Origin of the sequence: Chryseobacterium sp. C2(2020), assembly GCF_014218915.1 — a bacterium.
Classification (GTDB): domain Bacteria; phylum Bacteroidota; class Bacteroidia; order Flavobacteriales; family Weeksellaceae; genus Chryseobacterium; species Chryseobacterium mucoviscidosis.
In genome coordinates this window covers 19,057-35,345 of the sequence record NZ_JACLCT010000002.1, presented here as the reverse complement: position 1 = coordinate 35,345, position 16,289 = coordinate 19,057, and the positions used below count along the sequence as shown (strand labels likewise).

At 37.4% G+C, this 16,289-nt stretch carries 14 protein-coding genes; 12 read left to right on the top strand and 2 right to left on the bottom strand.

Annotation, left to right across the window (positions count from 1 at the left end):
- Nucleotide 1: 1 nt before the first annotated feature.
- The 11 genes from H6W52_RS01460 to H6W52_RS01410 all read left to right on the top strand — a co-directional run bounded on the left by H6W52_RS01460 (nucleotide 2) and on the right by H6W52_RS01410 (nucleotide 13,914).
- Nucleotides 2-2,029 (top strand): M13 family metallopeptidase, encoded by a 2,028-nt coding sequence (locus tag H6W52_RS01460; RefSeq protein WP_116096242.1) that lies wholly within the window; start codon nucleotides 2-4, stop codon nucleotides 2,027-2,029.
- 520 nt (nucleotides 2,030-2,549) lie between these two features.
- Nucleotides 2,550-4,649 carry a M13 family metallopeptidase gene (locus H6W52_RS01455; RefSeq protein ID WP_116096244.1) on the top strand — a complete coding sequence of 700 codons (2,100 nt, stop codon included), beginning with the start codon at nucleotides 2,550-2,552 and terminating at the stop codon, nucleotides 4,647-4,649.
- 157 nt (nucleotides 4,650-4,806) lie between these two features.
- On the top strand, nucleotides 4,807-5,355 hold the full coding sequence (locus H6W52_RS01450; protein WP_087709032.1) for a type VI secretion system contractile sheath small subunit: 549 nt from the start codon (nucleotides 4,807-4,809) through the stop codon (nucleotides 5,353-5,355).
- A 21-nt stretch (nucleotides 5,356-5,376) separates the two neighbouring features.
- A complete protein-coding gene (locus H6W52_RS01445; protein WP_116096246.1) occupies nucleotides 5,377-6,738 on the top strand; it encodes a DUF5458 family protein in 1,362 nt (453 codons plus the stop codon).
- A 75-nt stretch (nucleotides 6,739-6,813) separates the two neighbouring features.
- On the top strand, nucleotides 6,814-7,266 hold the full coding sequence (locus tag H6W52_RS01440; RefSeq protein WP_116096248.1) for a hypothetical protein: 453 nt from the start codon (nucleotides 6,814-6,816) through the stop codon (nucleotides 7,264-7,266).
- A 136-nt stretch (nucleotides 7,267-7,402) separates the two neighbouring features.
- The gene (gene mutY, locus H6W52_RS01435) at nucleotides 7,403-8,446 is read left to right on the top strand and encodes an A/G-specific adenine glycosylase (protein ID WP_116096250.1); all 1,044 of its coding nucleotides are present in this window, start codon (nucleotides 7,403-7,405) and stop codon (nucleotides 8,444-8,446) included.
- A 635-nt stretch (nucleotides 8,447-9,081) separates the two neighbouring features.
- Nucleotides 9,082-9,639 (top strand): gliding motility lipoprotein GldD, encoded by a 558-nt coding sequence (gene gldD, locus H6W52_RS01430; RefSeq protein WP_087709026.1) that lies wholly within the window; start codon nucleotides 9,082-9,084, stop codon nucleotides 9,637-9,639.
- Between the two features lie 28 nt (nucleotides 9,640-9,667).
- Nucleotides 9,668-10,591, top strand: a complete 924-nt coding sequence (locus H6W52_RS01425; protein ID WP_116096294.1) for a PfkB family carbohydrate kinase — start codon at nucleotides 9,668-9,670, stop codon at nucleotides 10,589-10,591.
- Between the two features lie 87 nt (nucleotides 10,592-10,678).
- Nucleotides 10,679-12,049 (top strand): peptidylprolyl isomerase, encoded by a 1,371-nt coding sequence (locus tag H6W52_RS01420; RefSeq protein WP_116096252.1) that lies wholly within the window; start codon nucleotides 10,679-10,681, stop codon nucleotides 12,047-12,049.
- Nucleotides 12,050-12,175: 126 nt separating this feature from the next.
- Nucleotides 12,176-13,120, top strand: a complete 945-nt coding sequence (locus tag H6W52_RS01415) for an NAD(P)H-dependent flavin oxidoreductase (protein ID WP_116096296.1) — start codon at nucleotides 12,176-12,178, stop codon at nucleotides 13,118-13,120.
- 17 nt (nucleotides 13,121-13,137) lie between these two features.
- A complete protein-coding gene (locus tag H6W52_RS01410; RefSeq protein ID WP_116096254.1) occupies nucleotides 13,138-13,914 on the top strand; it encodes an alpha/beta fold hydrolase in 777 nt (258 codons plus the stop codon).
- A 105-nt stretch (nucleotides 13,915-14,019) separates the two neighbouring features.
- Here H6W52_RS01410 and H6W52_RS01405 read toward each other — a convergent pair whose 3' ends face one another.
- Together H6W52_RS01405 and H6W52_RS01400 are read right to left on the bottom strand one after the other, a co-directional pair.
- Nucleotides 14,020-14,637: a hypothetical protein gene (locus H6W52_RS01405; RefSeq protein ID WP_116096256.1), complete on the bottom strand. Its 618-nt coding sequence runs from the start codon at nucleotides 14,635-14,637 to the stop codon at nucleotides 14,020-14,022.
- Nucleotides 14,638-14,671: 34 nt separating this feature from the next.
- Nucleotides 14,672-14,971 (bottom strand): rhodanese-like domain-containing protein, encoded by a 300-nt coding sequence (locus tag H6W52_RS01400; protein ID WP_116096258.1) that lies wholly within the window; start codon nucleotides 14,969-14,971, stop codon nucleotides 14,672-14,674.
- Between the two features lie 120 nt (nucleotides 14,972-15,091).
- On the opposite strand from H6W52_RS01400, the gene queG reads away from it, so the two are divergent.
- The gene (queG, locus tag H6W52_RS01395) at nucleotides 15,092-16,036 is read left to right on the top strand and encodes a tRNA epoxyqueuosine(34) reductase QueG (RefSeq protein WP_116096260.1); all 945 of its coding nucleotides are present in this window, start codon (nucleotides 15,092-15,094) and stop codon (nucleotides 16,034-16,036) included.
- Nucleotides 16,037-16,289: the final 253 nt, after the last annotated feature.

Below are 16,289 nucleotides of genomic sequence, written 5' to 3'. Positions count from 1 at the left end.
AATGAAAAAATTAACGCTTTCTCTGCTTTTAATAGGAGGAATTTGTTCACAAACCGTGAATGCTCAGGCGACAGACAAAGGTTTAGACCTTAGCTTGATGGATAAATCAGTACGTCCGCAAGATGACTTTTATAACTATGTGAGTGGAACTTGGATGAAGACTGCCAAAATTCCTTCCGATAAACCAACTTGGGGAAGTTTCAACAAACTGGCTGAAGATACAGATAACAACTCCATGACGATTCTGAACTCTCTTCTGAAAGATAAATTTGCTGACGGAACAGAAGGCAAGAAAATTCAGGACCTGTACGCAACGTACATGAACATGGCAAAGAGAAATGCAGACGGTATCAAACCGATTCAGGCAAATCTGAATAAAATTGATGCCATTAAATCCGTTGGAGATCTTCAGAAATATTTAATCTCTGTAACCAAAGAAGGAGAAAACAACTTCTACGGATGGGGAGTAGATGCAGATCTTAAGGACTCTAAAATGAACGTTGTTTATCTTGGTGACGCATCTTTAGGTCTTGGAAGAGATTACTATCAGAAAGTAAACGAAAAAAACACAGAAGCTTTAGCAGAATATACAAAATATGTTGCTTCTATGTTAAAAGAACTAGGATACAAAAACGCGGATGCTGCCGCTAAAGGTATCGTAGATTACGAGAAAAGCATCGCAAAAACATATTTAACCAACGAGCAGAGCCGTGATAATACACTTCAGTACAATCCGCAAACAATGGCTCAGCTTTCAGCTTTGGTAAAAAATGTAGACCTTCCGGCTTATCTTAAAGCAGTTGGCGTAAATACAGATAAAGTAATTATCGGAGAATTAGGGTATTACAAGAATTTAGATAAATTCATCAATACACAGAACCTTCCTGTGATTAAAGATTATCTTAAATTCCACATGATCCACGGAAGCGCGGCTTACCTAAGCGAAAAATTAGGTGATATGAGATTCGCTTTCTATGGTAAATATTTAAGAGGACAGCAGGAGCAGAGAGCTTTAAATAAGAGAGGATACGAATTAATTAACGGATCTTTAGGAGAAGCTTTCGGTAAATTATACGTTGAAAAATATTTCCCTGCAGAAGCGAAAGCACAGATGGTTGAGCTTATCGATTACTTAAAGAAAAGCTTCGCGGTTCACATCAACGGATTAACGTGGATGTCTTCTACAACGAAGGAAAAGGCAATGGAAAAGCTGAATAAGTTCACGGTAAAAGTGGCTTATCCGGACAAATGGAAAGATTATTCCAAATTAACCATCACGCCGGAATCAAAAGGCGGAAATCTATATGCCAACCTTCAGAATATAGCAGAATGGCAGTACAACAAAGATTTAGCTAAAATCGGAAAACCGGTAGATAAAACAGAGTGGGGAATGACACCGCAGACTGTAAATGCTTACTACAACCCGGTAAACAACGAAATCGTTTTCCCTGCTGCAATCCTACAGCCACCTTTCTTCAATCCTAAAGCAGATGCTGCCGTGAATTTCGGAGGAATCGGTGCGGTTATCGGTCACGAAATGAGCCACGGATTCGATGATTCTGGTGCACAGTTCGATGCAGACGGAAACTTGGTAGACTGGTGGACTCCGGAAGATAAAGCCAACTTCGAAAAAGCAACAAAAGCTCTTGCCGCACAGTACGACAAATACGAGCCAGTAAAAGGAACGTTTGTGAACGGAACCTTTACCAACGGAGAAAATATTGCGGATTTAGGTGGCGTAAACATCGCTTACGATGCTCTTCAAATGTATTTGAAAGACAAAGGAAATCCGGGAGTTATCAGCGGTTACACACAGGATCAGAGATTCTTCCTGAGCTGGGCTACGGTATGGAGAACTTTATCCAGCGAAAAATACATGATCAATCAGGTAAAAACAGACCCGCATTCTCCGGGATATTTCAGAAGTTTCGGTCCTTTAACCAATGTTGATGCTTTCTACAAAGCGTTTGATGTAAAAGAAGGAGACAAATTGTACAAAAAACCGGCAGAAAAAATTAAAATCTGGTAATCACCATTTCAGATACAATCAAAACCGTTCAGCAATGAGCGGTTTTTTTGTTTTTTTTGGAGCTTTTTCGCGCTTTCCGCACTCGCTATTTCCTGGGTTTCGGGGCGGCGGGGCCGCGCCGAAACCCAGGAAATGAGCTCAGACAATTGCTGCAATCACGGCTAGGATTTCAGTCATTTTTTTCAGCATCAGGAAAAATGAATAGAAATTATCCCTGGTTCAGAAAATTCCTGTATCATTTGCGGAGTGAATAATTTATCCTTGTCGAAGTACCTTTACGAACAAAAAAATCAACGGAATCATTTTGAAAAGAAAACTTCACGCTCCTCACGTGAAATACTAAACAATTTGTTGTCTTACTCAATCAAAATCAAATATCATTTTAACTGCAAAACAAAATCAGATAATAAAAATAGCAAGTTTTATTTACATCCTTTTCATCAATTATTATTTATCACTTATCATTTATAAACTAATTTGTATATTTGATAAGTTTGTGTAAAATCAAAAACAATTTTTAATGAAAAAGCTAAATATCGGAGTACTTGCCTTTTCAGGTTTGGTATTTTTAAATTCATGTGGAACAACAAAAACTGCCGATACCCAAAAGCCTGAACCGGTAAAAGGAGTTGAAATTGTACAACCGGAAAAAATGGAAGCAAAAGAAGAAGGATTAAACCTATCGTACATGGATAAAACTGTTCGTCCCCAAGATGATTTTTTTAGCTATGTAAACGGAAACTGGGTAAAGACCACTCAGATTCCTTCCGATAAAGCAAGTTGGGGATCTTTCAATGCACTCAGAGAAAATGTAGACGATGCTTCTTTGGACATCCTGAACAAAATTTTATCAGAATCTTATCCTGAAGGTTCCGAAGGACAGAAAATCCAGAATTTGTATGCCTCATTTATGGATACCAATAAGAGAAATGCAGAAGGACTGGCTCCGATTAAAGGAGATCTTGCAAAAATTGATGCCATTAAAAACATCGGCGATCTTCAGAAATATCTGCTTGAAGCAACAAAAGTAGGAGACAATTCTTTCTACGGATGGAGAGTAGGTGCAGACCTGAAAGATTCTAAAATGAATGCAGTCTATCTAGGCGGCCCTGATCTTGGACTGGGAAGAGATTATTACCAGAAAGTAAATGAAGCCAATACCAAAACGTTAGCAGAATATCAGACCTATGTCGGAAAACTATTCGGCGTTTTAGGCTATAAAAATTCAGAAACTTCGGCAAAAAACGTGGTGGATTTCGAAAAACAGTTGGCAAACTATTTATTAACGCTTGAACAGAACAGAGATGCCAATTTAAGATACAATCCTAAAAACGTATCAGAATTGCCGGCTTTAGTTAAAAATATCAATCTTCCGAAATATCTTAAGGATGCCGGAGTAAATACCGATAGAGTCATCATCGGCGAGCTGAAGTATTACCAGAATATGGATTCCTTCCTTACCCAGAAAAACCTTCCTTTACTGAAAGACTATCTGAAATACCACTTAATCAATGGAAATGCAAGCAATCTTGATGAAAATTTAGAGCAGATCAGATTCGATTTCTACTCCAAATATCTTCAGGGACAGAAAGAACAGCGTCCGATGAACAAAAGAGGGCTTTCTTTGGTAAACAGTGTTCTTGGAGAAGCCTTCGGGAAATTGTATGTGGAGAAATATTTTGCACCGGAATCAAAAGCACAGATGGAAATGTATATCGATTACATTCTAAAATCCTTCAAGACACACATCAACGAGATGGATTGGATGTCTCCGGAAACAAAAGTAAAAGCACAGGAAAAATTATCAAAATTCACTGTGAAAATTGCTTATCCGGATAAATGGAAAGATTATACCCAGTTAAAAGTAGAAGCTCCGAAACAAGGGGCAACCTTATATTCTAATCTTCAGAATGTTTCAGCTTGGCAGTATCAGAAAAATTTAGATAAAATAGGAAAACCGGTAGACCGAACGGAATGGGGAATGACGCCGCAAACCGTAAATGCCTATTACAGCGGATCAAACAACGAGATCGTTTTCCCTGCAGCCATTCTTCAGCCGCCTTTCTACAATCCAAAAGCCGATGCAGCCGTTAATTTCGGAGGAATCGGAGCCGTTATCGGTCACGAAATTTCTCACGGATTCGATGACAGCGGTTCAAGATTCGACGGAGACGGGAACTTAAATAACTGGTGGACCGATGCAGACCGTAAAAACTTCGACGCAAAAGTAGCACAATTGGCAGCACAGTACAGCGCTTATGAACCGGTGAAAGGAAGCTTCGTTAACGGGAAGTTCACGAGTGGCGAAAACATCGGAGATTTGGGAGGAGTTGCAGTGGCTTACGATGCACTTCAGATGTATCTTAAAGATCACGGAAATCCGGGCTTAATCAGCGGATTTACTCAGGATCAGAGATTCTTCATGAGCTGGGCAACAGTCTGGAGAACAAAATCCACAGATCAGTATATGACCAATCAGGTAAAAACAGATCCGCATTCGCCGGGAATTTTCAGAGCATTCGGTCCGTTGGTTAATCAGGATTCTTTCATCAAAGCATTCGACATCAAACCGGGAGACAAAATGTATAAAGCTCCGCAGGACAGAATAAAAATTTGGTAAGACAAGCCAAAAATTGTTAGAAATGAAAAACGCATCAGAAATGATGCGTTTTTTTATTTAATTTTTCATAGTTTAGTGACATCACAAAATATCAGTTTTTAGTTGATATTTAATTTAAAAAGTTAATATTTCAAGAAAAATCTTAACAAAATTTTGTATGTTACAGTTTTTTTTTAAATTTAAACATTGGATTGGTCAGCTATTTGATGCTGATAAAGACAATACACACCAACATCAGAAATCTCAAAATATTAATAATATGGCAATGTTTAATTATGGCGTTGGCGGAAATGAAGTAAAAGTAGACGCCAATGAAGCTATACAGCAGATTCAGGAGAATAAATCGCTGATAGTAAGCCAGCTTACAACCGACGAATCTTACGTCCCTGAAATTGTAACAGGATTAAAAACTGTGGACGACGTCTTCAAACATTTCCAGCCTTCTGTAAGCGTTCAGCACGAAACGGAGGACGGTAATGTAGTGGAAGAGGAGTTCCGTTTTCAGAATCTTGCGGACTTCACCCCGAAAAATCTTACTCAGAAATCAGATTATTTGCAGCAGTTAAGCATGGAGCAGGAACAGTACAACAAAATTGTACGCCAGCTTAAAACCAATAAAATTCTGCGCAATATGCTGGAAAACGATCAGACAAGAGCTGCATTCGTGGAAGTACTAAAAGAAGTGGCACAGGAACTTGAAAAATAATCTAAAGACGTTACATTAATCATGGACAGTAAATTACAGGCAGCTGAAAACCAACAACAGGGACAGCAGCAACACGCAGGTCAGCCAAAAGGTAATCCGCTTGCCGAACTCAATAAAATCGGAGGTTTTGGTTTTGTAGAATCCGTTGTAGACGGAATCGCAAACATGAACCCCACCAGAAAAGCCAGAAAGGAAATCTTCCTTAATGACAGCAATAAAGCAGAGGAAAGAAAAGAACTTCTCCAGAAAATCAATCTTTGGGTAAACCTTCTGGAAAGCAATGATTCTGCGGATAAAATGGCAGAAACATGCAAAGCTAAAGCTCAGGCTGCCGATCAAAATTTAAAACTAAATCTTAAAAATACGCTTGATGCAGTCCGTCAACTAGAAACAAACTACAGGACGGTCGCTCAATTCTACAAAAATACCGAGCTTGATAAAGTTGATAACGTAAGTATTGTTAATGCAAGTTTAGATCAGGTTTCAGATTTGGATAACCCAATCTTTATCGATGCCATTGCAGAAGAATTTAAGAACTATTACGACCGTTTAGATCTTAGAGACAATTACTCTATTTTAGCAATTCCGGGATATTTGGGATCCAATAAAGTCATTGAAAAATGGGCGAAAATCTGTAACGAAAACAAAGTAATGATGGTAACGGATTTTGCGAATCTTGATAAACCGGATGACGTGGTGGATTTATTCCATTCTGCCAATCTTACAGGAGGAGAATTGCACAGAAGTAATGTCATCATGACCTGTAACTGGTTGGTTGGACGCGGAAAAGCGGAAGAAGTAGGAGAGGAGGAAAACGTAGAACTTCCGCCATCAACTTCACTTGCCGGAAAAATTCATAAAACATTAATGTCTCAGGTTGCAGCAGGTAAAAAGCACGGAAACATCAATGAAGTGGATGCCGTAAAATTCGAATTAAAGAAAAGCGAAATTTCCCAGTTGGAAAAAATGGGACTGGTTCCCATGGTGAACGAATACGGAAAAATCATGGCTTTCTCTGCAAAAACTCTGTTTACAGGAGACAATATCGGACTTCAGACCTATTCTGTCGTTCGCGTATTCGATTATGTAACTAAAGTTTTGCTCGATTTCCTAAACAGAAGAGCTTTCGAAAACTGGAACGCAAGAAACGAAGATGATTTGAGAAGACAGATCGTAACCTTCCTTGACGGAATTAAGGGACCGGATAAACTGATCGAAAAATTCAAGATTGTTCGTTTTGAGCAGGATAAAGTAAACAAAGACAGAGTTTGGCTGGATATTCGTCTTACGCCTTATTTCCCTACAAAAAGTTTCGTTATCAAATTAGACGGACATAAAGGAGACGACGGAAACGAGTGGGATGCGGAGTATCTTCAGGACTAAATTTAAACCAATCAATACACAAACCGATGCAATTTTTCATCGGTTTTTTTCTACCAAATCGTTAAAAATAGAAATATGAAAGGCAGGTTATTTTACTTTTTGCCCATAATTTTTGTGATTTTCAGTTGTGAAGATAAAAAAGTACAGCAAAATCATCCCATTGATCTTTTCGCCGACGAAATAAAAGAAGGAAAAGCTTACATCATGAAACCGCAGGAATGCTTTGATGAAAGTGATATGGTGGTTTCTTCATCAAATATCAAACTCATCGATCAGTCTCAAGGGCGTGGAAAATCTATATTTATTTACAGAGTTAATAATGGCAAGGTAGAGAAAACGACTAGAGATTCTATTGTGGATTTTCCGTTCAGTTTTCTGTCTAATCAACAGTTAAAATTCAAAAAAGACTCTGCTTCCTATATTTATCTCAAAAAACTGGAAGGTTACCGCTTCATCGCAAAAGAAAAACATTTAAAATACCAGTGGCTGAAAGCGGCTCCTGTATATTCCGTTCAAAAAGAAAATTAAATTATCTTTGTATTTAATAAACAGATGCTTCGACAAGCTCAGCATGACATTTCTAATACTAGTCGTTTTATTAAAAGTGAATTTTTAGCGTTGTCATGCTGAGCTTGTCGAAGAATAAAATGTAGCAGACAAATCTTTGGAAAAAACAAAACAATCAGACTTCAGACACATCGGCAATAAACTTCTTAACTGGTATAAGACAAATGCCCGCGATTTATCTTTCAGACAGACCAAAGATCCTTATAAAATCTGGATTTGTGAGATCGTTTTTCAGCAGACCAGAATTGCTCAGGGATTAGGACATTATAATAATTTTGTTCAGCGTTTTCCGGATGTAAAAACCCTTGCCGAAGCAGACGAAAACGAAGTTTTACTGTATTGGAAAGGATTAGGCTATTATTCCAGAGCGATAAATGTTCATAAGGCGGCGCAACAGATCATGAACGATTATAATGGCGTTTTTCCTCATGAATACGATGAAATCTTAAAGTTAAAAGGAGTCGGAAAATATACAGCCGCTGCAGTTTCCAGTATTTGTTTTGGGGGTAAAATTCCGGCTGTGGACGGAAACTTTTATCGTGTACTGAGCCGTATTTTTGCAGATGATTTTGATATTTCAAGTTCAAAAGCTTTTAATTATTTTTCTGAACTCGCTCATTTAATTTTACCTGAAAACGTCGGTGATTTCAATCAGGCGATGATGGATTTAGGTTCTGAAATCTGTAAGCCTAAAAATCCTCTTTGCAGCGAATGTCCTTTGAATGAAGACTGTCTGGCTTTTTCCCTGAATAAAGTTTCTGAATTTCCGGTAAAAACAAAAAAAGTAAAAGCCGCTGATTTGGAACTGAAATATTATTTCGTTCACAGAAATGGTCAGTTTTTAATTCAACAGAGAAAAGATGATTTCATCTGGAAAAAGTTATTTGAATTTCCACCTGAAATTTCTGATGATTTAATTCCGTTTATCAAAAGTGTAAAAAATGTAAGCCATAAACTCACGCACAAAAATTTAAGCATAGAAATTTTTAATGTAGAAGTAGAATCAGAAGAAATATGGCACAATTTCATCACTCAAAATAATTACATCATAACCGATGTTGAAGGTTCACACGAAAAATCCTTCCCAAAACCGTTGGAGAATTATATCCAGAATTATGAAACGGCATACAGAATTTTGTAATTCGATGTTCGGTTTGTCATTCTACGAAGGAGAAATCTGATTAGCATTACTTAGATTCTTCACTCCGCTCCGTCCTGAATGACAAAATATTATTTATTATCATAGTTAAAAATGGAAAATCATTCATATATCTATCATTTGCTGAGTGAAACGCCTTCGCGAACGAAAATATTCACAATAATATTCAAAAAAGAATTGCGCTCTTTGTGTTAAAAAGATTCTTCACTCCGCTTCGCTATGTTCTGAATGACAAAATGATTTCTTCTTATTATTGAAAGATAATTATTTATGCATTTATCATTTGCTGAGTGAAACGCCGTTGCGAACGAAAATATTCACAATAATATTCAAGAAAGAATTGCGCTCTTTGCGTTAAAATAGATTCTGCACTTCGCTCCGCTCCGATCAGAATGACAAATGCTGCATAATGTAGAACAAGCCATTATCTTTGTTGTCTTAGTTAAGTGAAACGCCTCTGCGAACTTAAAAACGAAAAGCTGTTAAAAAAAATCTTCGCGTTCTCCGCGTTCAAAAAACAAAGCCTCCAAAAACAAAATTCAATCTCAATCTCAAAACCCATTGAAATCCCGAAATTTGTCTTCCGAAATCTGAAATCTAATTTGTACTTTTGCAAAATGTTTAAAAACGCCATTTTTATTTTTGCAGCCTTACTTTTGGTATCTTGCGGAAAAGATCCCGTTCCGAAGCCTTACGGAGAACTTCGACTGGAATATCCCGCACCGAAATATCAGAAATTCGAAAACAACTGTAATTATACATTTGAATATTCAGATTTTGCAAATATTACCGACGCAAAAAAGCCTTGTTGGTACTATCTGAACTATCCGAAAATGAAAGCCAAAGTTTTTGTAACGTATTACCCAATACAGAATGATTTTGCAGCCCATATTCAGGAAGCAGAAAAAATGGTTTATGAACATACCATTAAAGCAAGTGCAATCGACACAAAATCTTTCGAATATCCTGAAAAAAAGGTATACGGAAATTTTTATGAACTCAAAGGTCAGAGCGCTTCTAATCTTCAGTTTTACATTACAGACAGTACCAAACACTTTGTGACTGCCTATTTATATTTTAACACAAGACCGAAACCGGATTCTTTGGCTCCAGCGGTAGATTATATCAAAAGAGATATGAAACATCTGCTGGACACATTTGAATGGAAAAAATAATTTACTTTTAAAATACTTTGAAAAAAATATGAAACTTTTAGTTGTAGGAAGTGTTGCGTTCGACGCAATCGAGACGCCATTTGGAAAAACAGATAAAATTTTAGGAGGTGCAGCCACGTACATCGGGATCACTTCATCCATTTTGGGCGTTAAGTCCGGAATCGTTTCTGTGGTAGGAGGAGATTTTCCGCAGGAGTATCTTGATATGTTCACAAACAGAGAGGTTAATGTAGAGGGAATTGAAATCGTAAAAGAAGGGAAAACATTCTTCTGGGCAGGAAAATACCACAACGACCTGAATACAAGAGATACTTTGGCAACTGAAGTAAACGTTCTTGAAAACTTTGATCCTAAAATTCCGGATTCTATGCAGGATGCAGAGATCTTATTATTAGGAAATCTTCACCCGGGAGTACAGCTTTCCGTACTTGAAAAAATGAACAACCGTCCGAAGCTTGTTATTCTTGATACCATGAATTTCTGGATGGATACAGCTTTGGAAATACTAATGCAGATGATTGCCAAAACAGACGTGATTTCAATCAACGATGAAGAAGCAAGACAGCTTTCAGGAGAATATTCTTTGGTAAAAGCAGCTAAAAAGATCCACGAAATGGGACCGAAGTTCGTTATCATTAAAAAAGGAGAACACGGAGCTTTGCTTTTCCACGATCATAAAGTATTTGCTATTCCGGCTTTACCATTGGAAGAGGTCTTCGATCCTACCGGAGCGGGAGATACTTTCGCAGGAGGTTTTGCCGCATATTTAGCCAAAAAAGGAACATTCGATTTCGAAACCATGAAGTCTGCATTAATCGTAGGTTCGGCAATGGCTTCTTTCACGGTTGAGAAATTCGGGACAGAAAGAATTCAGGAAGTAACCGAATCGGATGTGTTCGGAAGACTGAAGCAGTTTAAAGAATTAACGACTTTCGATGTAGAAGTACAATAAATACCTCTTTTTAAGAAATATTTATAATAAAAAATTTAGTGTAATTCATTAAGAATTCTAAATTTGCAACTTGTTTAAAATAGTAAAATGATAAATAAACTTAAGATCACTTTTCTTTTTGGAATTTTCATCATGTTGTTTGGTGCAAATATGATGAACGCTCAGTTAAAACAGGGAGATTTAGTGGACGGAATTGCTGCTGTTATCGGTGATGAAATTGTATTGGAATCTGACGTTAACGAGCAGATGAATTATGCAAAACAGCAGGGAGCTTCCAATATAGATAAGTGTGAGTTTTTGGAAAACTTACTGAATAATAAGCTTTTGGTATACGAAGCGAAAAAAGATACCCTGATTGATAACCGTTCTGCGGCAATTAAAGAACAGGCAAATGCAAAATATCAGCAGTTGCTTTCTCAGTTTCCTGACGAAAAAACAATGTTGGCTGCCTATAAATTCAGAAATGGGTATGAAATGAAAAATGCGATCGAAAAAATCGATACAGACCAATATTACGGACAGGCTAAAATTCAGAGAATTACAGACAAAGCAGACGTTACGCCAAACGAGGTAACCGATTTTTATAATCTCTATAAAAGTCAGCTTCCCGAGATCAAAGATGAAGTTTCACTATCTCAGATCATGATGTACCCTAAACTTACCGAGGCTCATAAAGATGAACTCATCAATAAGCTGAAAAAGATCAAAAAAGATATCGAAGGAGGAGAATCTTTCGAAAGTCAGGCAAGGATTTTCTCTGAAGATAAAGGAACCGCTTCCAACGGAGGTTTAATGAAAAACATTTCCAAAGGACAGATGGTAAAACCTTTTGAAGCAGCCGCTTTAAATCTTCAGGAAGGAGAAATTTCAGAACCTGTAGAAACAGAATTCGGATATCACTTAATCCAGCTTATTAAAAAATCAGGTAAAATCTACGAGGCAAGACACATCCTTTTAATGGCTGTTCCTACGGATGACGAAATTAAAACAGCAAAAGCTAAGTTAGACAGCATCAGAGGTTTAATTGTCAACGGAAAAATGACATTCAAAGATGCTGCCTTCAAATTCTCAGACGATAAAAGAACGAAATTCAATGCAGGAATTATTCCGGGAGCAGACGGATCTAATAAAATCGAAAGAGAAACAGTTCCGGGAACAATCAGCTATGAATTGGCAGGTTTAAACAAAGGAGACATTACGAACGCTTTCGATGATATGGATGAAAGAGAAAGAAAAGTGGTAAAAATCGTAAAAGTAGAAGATGTAATTCCGGCTCACCAGATTATTCTGGAAACAGATTACGACAGAGTAAAGCAGATGGCGCTGAACAAAAAGCGAAATGAAATGATCGAAAAATTTGTTAATTCAAAACTTCCGACAACATTCATCTCCATCGACGGACGTTACGATTCTTGTAACTTTAAAGCCAACTGGAAAAGAGATTCAATTAAAAAATAATCATCAAAACCTTCAGAACTTCAGAAGGTTTTTTTATGCCCAAAATCTTCTGAAAACCGCTATTTTTATTATTTTTACAGCATGAGCAGTTTCATAGATTTTAATTCAGCAAAAAAGCTTCACCAGATGAATTCACAACAAAATAAAATTACACAACTCTTTAATATACAATATCCTATCATTCAGGCAGGCATGATCTGGCATTCCGGATGGAAGCTGGCTTCTGCCGTTTCCAATTGCGGCGGTCTCGGATTAATCGGCGCAGGAAGCATGTACCCCGATATTTTAAGGGAAAATATCCAAAAATGTAAGCAGGCTACAGACAAACCTTTCGGGGTAAATGTTCCGATGTTGTATCCTAATCTGGATGAAGTAATTCAGATTATTCTGGAAGAAGGAGTGAAGATCGTTTTCACTTCAGCCGGAAACCCCAAAACATATACCGAAACTTTGCAGAAAGAAGGTCTGAAGGTTGCACACGTCGTTTCTTCAACAAAATTTGCCATGAAATGCGAAGAGGCAGGAGTAGATGCCGTAGTTGCGGAAGGATTTGAAGCAGGAGGTCACAACGGAAGAGACGAAACCACTACATTCTGCCTGATCCCGAATGTAAGAAAACATATTTCCAAACCGCTGATTGCAGCAGGAGGAATTGCTTTAGGTTCCCAGATGAAAGCAGCCATGATTTTAGGCGCAGACGGCGTTCAGATCGGTTCCCGATTTGCAGCTACTTTAGAAGCAAGCGCTCATGAAAACTGGAAAAATAAAATTACAGAACTTCAGGAAGGAGATACCCATCTTACCCTTAAAGAACTGGCGCCTGTAAGAATGGTTAAAAATAAGTTCTTTAACGAGTTGGAGGAGATCTACAACGTCGGAAGAAACAAAGAGTCTCTAATCGCTTCTTTAGGACGTGCAAGAGCCAAAAAAGGGATGTTCGAAGGCGATATGGAAGAAGGCGAACTCGAAATCGGGCAGGTTTCTGCTTTAATTGATGAAGTTCTTCCGGTAGAAATCGTTTTTCAGAATTTACTGAAAGAATTTAACGAAACCAATACGCCAAGTTTATAAAATTAATCTGAAAGTTGATGGAAGGAAGAATTATTAATGTCAATGGAAAAAAACTTTATACAGAATATCAAAAAACTTTTGAAAATAAACCAACCATCGTCTTTTTGCACGATTCCTTAGGCTGCACTCAGCTTTGGAGAGAATTTCCGGCAAGACTGGCTTTGCAGATACAATGTAATGTGTTGATCTATGATCGTTTAGGTTATGGAAAATCTTTTCCTATGCTTACCTGTGAAAGAGTAAACAATTATATGGAGCAGGAAGCCGATCTCCTGAATGATCTGTTAAAAGAACTGAATATAAATGATATAATCCTTTTCGGACACAGCGACGGCGGAACAATTGCCTTGATTTTCGCAGCCAGATACCCCGAAAAAGTCACCGCAACTCTTTGTGAAGCCGGACATATTTTCGTAGAAGAGATAACCGTAAAAGGTGTAAAAAATGCTTTTGAAGCTTATAAAACCACCAATCTTCCGGAACGTCTCGCAAAATATCATGGCGATAAAGTTGAAATGATGGTAAAAGCTTGGACGGAAATCTGGTTAAGCGACAGATTCAGAAGCTGGAATATTGAATACCTCCTGAAAGATATCACTTCACCTTTGTTATTTATTCAGGGAGAAAATGACGAGTACGGAACACTGGATCAGGTGGAAAAAACAATTTCTCAGGTAAGCGGAACCGCAGAAAAATTCATCATCCCAAACATCGGACATACACCGCACAAAGAAATTCCGGATGCGGTTCTGCAAAAATCTACAGAGTTTATCTCCTCAATTATAAAGGGATAATACTGAAAAATAGTTGGTGAAATTTAAGCAGCATTATATTCCCCTCCTTTGGAGGGGTGGCGAAAATTCAAAGAATTTTTGACGGGGTGGTCAATAAATGCAAAATCAAAGCCCATCAATTTCCATCTGAATATTCGCTCTCGCAAGATCCTCATACTTTTCTTTAAAAATCGGGGTTTTAAAAATATCCTTCTGCTCCAGAAAATGTTTTAAAACCTTTTTTCTTCCCGGTTTATAAAGCAAATCGGGATAGATGGAATATTCCTTCCGGATTTTTTTCGTGTAATCAAAATATACTTCAGAATCTTTTCCGAGAATCGAAAGATCGGCATCCAGAAGATAATTGGTATCGCTGTCTTCAGACAAATGATGCGATTTGGTGGCAATAATCTGCTCCGAAATTTTTTGAATGAAATAAGAGTCTACATTAAGTTTTTTCAGTCTTACCGCAGCAAACTCAGCACTTTTTTCTTCGTTTGATTTTGATGAAGCATCATAAATAACATCATGGTAAAAAACAGAAAATGAGAGAACAGAAAAATTTTCAATTTCATCTTTTACAGCATCCAGTTCAGAGAACATATTCTCCAGATGCTCAAGATTATGATAATGCCTCCCTTTTTCAGTATATTTCTTTTCAATTTCAGACCACAGATCTCCAATAAGATTTTGATCTTGGGTGTAAAAAAGACTGTTTTCCAGAAATCTTTCTTTCAGGTTCATTTTCAAAAATTTTCAGATAAAAAAAAGGAACTTTTTAAAAAGTTCCCTGATTTGCTTCCAGATTTGCTTTCAGCTCAGCCCAGCCACCGCCGTTGTAGCCGTCTTGCAAACCTTGAGAGTTAAGATATTCCAAAGCCTTTCCGCTTCTGTTTCCGCTTCTGCAGAACAAAATCACCGGCTTATCAATAGACAATATTTCTTCTTGTCTGTCTTCCACTTCTCCCAAAGGAATATTTTTAGCACCCTCTATGTTTCCGTCCATTTCCAGTTCCATAGGTTCACGAACGTCAATTAATGCATAATTTCCTGATTTTATAACTTCTGATAAAGACATAATATATTAATATTTAGAATTAAATTATTTGACGGGTATATGAAAATTGCCTGTGAAGCAATTCTCTGAATTAAGTTCAAACAAATTTATAAAATAATATTAGTTTTGCACTATAAAATCATGACTTCAAACGCAGAAAAATATACACAGCTTATAAAATCCAAGGCAAAAACTTTTGGATTTCAGAATTGTGGGATCTCAAAAGCAGACTTTCTTGAGGAAGATGCAAAACCACTCGAAAACTGGCTGAAAAATAACTTTCACGGTGAAATGAAGTACATGGAAAATCATTTTGATAAAAGACTGGATCCGAGATTATTGGTAGAAGGCTCCAGATCTGTAATTTCTCTTTCCTACAATTATTTCCCCGAAGAAAAAATTTCTACTCTCGAAAACTTTAAAATTTCGAAATATGCTTATGCGGAAGACTACCATGAAGTTATTAAAGATATTCTGCGATCGATGGTTGCAGAGCTTCAGGAAGAAATCGGGGAATTCGGATTTCGTGTTTTTGTAGATTCTGCGCCGGTTCTGGAAAGAAGCTGGGCGAGAAAATCAGGAATCGGATGGGTAGGAAAAAACGCAAATTTAATTACAAGACAAAGCGGCTCATTTTATTTTTTAGCTGAAATAATATGCGATCTGGAACTTGTTGCAGATCATCCCGTAACCGACCATTGCGGAACGTGCAGGAAATGTATTGATGCTTGTCCCACCAATGCGATTGTTTCCGAAAAACTGATTGACGGGAGCAAATGCATTTCTTACGCAACCATCGAGCTGAAAGATTCCATTCCGGATTATTTTCAGGACAAGATGGACGACTGGATGTTTGGCTGTGATGTTTGTCAGGACGTCTGTCCGTGGAACCGTTTTTCGTCACCTCATCAGCAAACCAAATTCAAACCGAACGAATCTTTAAAAAACTTTAAAAAAGGAGAATGGAAGGAGCTCACGCAGGAGCTGTTTTCCGAAATTTTCCGCAAATCGCCTGTGAAGAGAACAAAATTTGCCGGTCTTAAAAGAAATATAGAGTTTCTGGAGAAATCTTCACAAAATAAGTGAAATCATTTTGGCGGATAAACCCTTATCTGGAATTGTTGAAGTTCCAGAGTAATAAGGTTGAACGCCCATTCCTTAAATGGATTGTTTAAGGAGGGAAAGATGGCAGGTAAGAATTTTAAAAAATTTTCAGACTAAAAAAATGTATTCTGAAAATAAAATTTGTTAAAAATCAGCGTTTTTTCTGTATTCTTTTTGGGGCTACTTTTACTCTTACTTTAAATCTTTTGTTGGATTTCATGTTTTTGTGCATATT

Coding starts and splice junctions, on each gene's coding strand:
- H6W52_RS01455 (WP_116096244.1), top strand. CDS start 2,550: ATGAAAAAGCTAAATATCGGAGTACTTGCCTTTTCAGGTTTGGTATTT.
- H6W52_RS01410 (WP_116096254.1), top strand. CDS start 13,138: ATGGAAGGAAGAATTATTAATGTCAATGGAAAAAAACTTTATACAGAA.
- H6W52_RS01405 (WP_116096256.1), bottom strand. CDS start 14,637: ATGAACCTGAAAGAAAGATTTCTGGAAAACAGTCTTTTTTACACCCAA.
- H6W52_RS01440 (WP_116096248.1), top strand. CDS start 6,814: ATGAAAGGCAGGTTATTTTACTTTTTGCCCATAATTTTTGTGATTTTC.
- H6W52_RS01460 (WP_116096242.1), top strand. CDS start 2: ATGAAAAAATTAACGCTTTCTCTGCTTTTAATAGGAGGAATTTGTTCA.
- queG (WP_116096260.1), top strand. CDS start 15,092: ATGACTTCAAACGCAGAAAAATATACACAGCTTATAAAATCCAAGGCA.
- H6W52_RS01450 (WP_087709032.1), top strand. CDS start 4,807: ATGTTACAGTTTTTTTTTAAATTTAAACATTGGATTGGTCAGCTATTT.
- H6W52_RS01445 (WP_116096246.1), top strand. CDS start 5,377: ATGGACAGTAAATTACAGGCAGCTGAAAACCAACAACAGGGACAGCAG.
- H6W52_RS01400 (WP_116096258.1), bottom strand. CDS start 14,971: ATGTCTTTATCAGAAGTTATAAAATCAGGAAATTATGCATTAATTGAC.
- H6W52_RS01425 (WP_116096294.1), top strand. CDS start 9,668: ATGAAACTTTTAGTTGTAGGAAGTGTTGCGTTCGACGCAATCGAGACG.
- H6W52_RS01415 (WP_116096296.1), top strand. CDS start 12,176: ATGAATTCACAACAAAATAAAATTACACAACTCTTTAATATACAATAT.
- gldD (WP_087709026.1), top strand. CDS start 9,082: ATGTTTAAAAACGCCATTTTTATTTTTGCAGCCTTACTTTTGGTATCT.
- H6W52_RS01420 (WP_116096252.1), top strand. CDS start 10,679: ATGATAAATAAACTTAAGATCACTTTTCTTTTTGGAATTTTCATCATG.